Origin of the sequence: Endozoicomonas atrinae, from assembly GCF_001647025.1 — a bacterium.
Taxonomy (GTDB): domain Bacteria; phylum Pseudomonadota; class Gammaproteobacteria; order Pseudomonadales; family Endozoicomonadaceae; genus Endozoicomonas; species Endozoicomonas atrinae.
Genome location: NZ_LUKQ02000535.1, coordinates 1 through 1571 on the forward strand (window position 1 = coordinate 1; position 1571 = coordinate 1571).

Annotated in this window: 1 protein-coding gene; it reads left to right on the top strand. The window is 58.2% G+C overall.

Translation table 11 applies throughout. From position 1 onward, the window contains the following. Positions 1-1571: hypothetical protein (locus AK963_RS33950; protein WP_066018711.1), on the top strand; the 1571-nt coding region annotated here is incomplete at both ends.

The window sequence follows — 1571 nt, forward strand, 5'->3', positions numbered from 1 at the left end:
GCCATAACGACACCGGCAAGGTAAACCCTCAATACCCGGCAGAGCTGCAACCACGGGATCGGGCAAGGCAGGCCAGTGAAACCCAGATCAGGGGCATTGCCAGCAAGCTGAACCCGAAGAAGCTCGGTGCCAACCCACTGGCCAGCAGCGGTGCGCCGATCATTGGCAGCGACCGTGTGGTGGAAAGCGGCAATGGCCGTGTGTCAGCAATCCGCAAAGCCTACCGTAACCACCCTGAACGGTCAGCGGCATACCGCCAGTACCTGAAGGACAACGCGGAAGCCTTTGGCCTGAAGCCAGGGGATATGGATAAATTCAGCCAGCCGGTACTGGTACGCCAGCGGCAGGGCAAGCTCGATACCGAAGATCGGGTGTCGTTCACCAAGGAAGCCAACAAGCCCGAAACCTCTACGATGTCTCCGGCTGAAAAAGCCAAACTGGACGCCGCCCGCATTACCCAGGAAGACCTGAGCCACTTTGATACCGATGGCACGGGTGACCTGCTGAACCGCAGTAACGACACCTTTCTTGCAAGGTTTGCTGACCGGCTCGGTGATGAGGCCGGAGAGCTGAAGACCAGGGACGGTAACTGGAATAAGCAGATGCGCGACCGTGTGGAGTCGGCCCTGTTTATGAAAGCCTACGGCGATGACCGCCTCAATAGCCTGTTTGCCGAGGACGACAAGCCTGACCTGAAAAACCTGATCAAGTCACTGGCCATGGCGGCACCGCACTTTGCCAGGGCGCAAGGGGTAGACTCGGAGCTGGGAGGTTATGGCGTTATTGAGTCACTGGTAGAAGCCAGTCGCATTTTGCAGGACAGCCGCAACCGAAACCAGTCGGTGGATGAGATTCTGGATCAACGCTCCCTGCTGGACAGCTTCAGCCCGGAAACGGAAATGTTTGCTCGTTGGCTCGATGCCAACCTGAATAAGAGCAAGCAGGTAGGGCAGGCACTCAGTGAGCTGGCCAACCAGATTGAACAGTACCTCCAGAAGCAGGGGCAGGCCGATGGGGATATGTTCGGTACCCCGGATGCATCGCTGAATGATCTGATTGACCAGACAAATAACACGCTGGAGAGAGACTATGGCGACAAGAGCACACCGATCAAAGACCCGAAGCAGCCCCCCAGGGAAGGGGGAAATCCCATCAAGCGCGGGGAGCGCGACTGGGAGACCCAACAAGCCCAGCCTGTTCAAACTGCTGAAAGAGGCAACGGAAAAAGTGAACCGGGAGAACCCGGAGAGCGAGCCACTGAGTCTGCCAGAGAAACCAAAAGGGACGAAGTAGACGACCTGCTGGATGCGGTGGACGATGGCACGCTCGATAGCGATGAGTGGACGGACGACGACTTTGCTGGGATTGAGGAAGATGGTGGTAAATACGACCCCCAGGACGGGGGAAGTGCCACCAAGCGCCGGGAGCGCGACTGGTACAATAGCCGCAATGCGCCTCACTACTCGGTGCCTGGACTCAAGAGTCTGGGCGGTGCGGAACGGGCAGCCATCAAGCGGTATCTGGACGGGCGACCTGACAAGCAGGGCATTGTTCAGCGGCTGAAGAAGCTG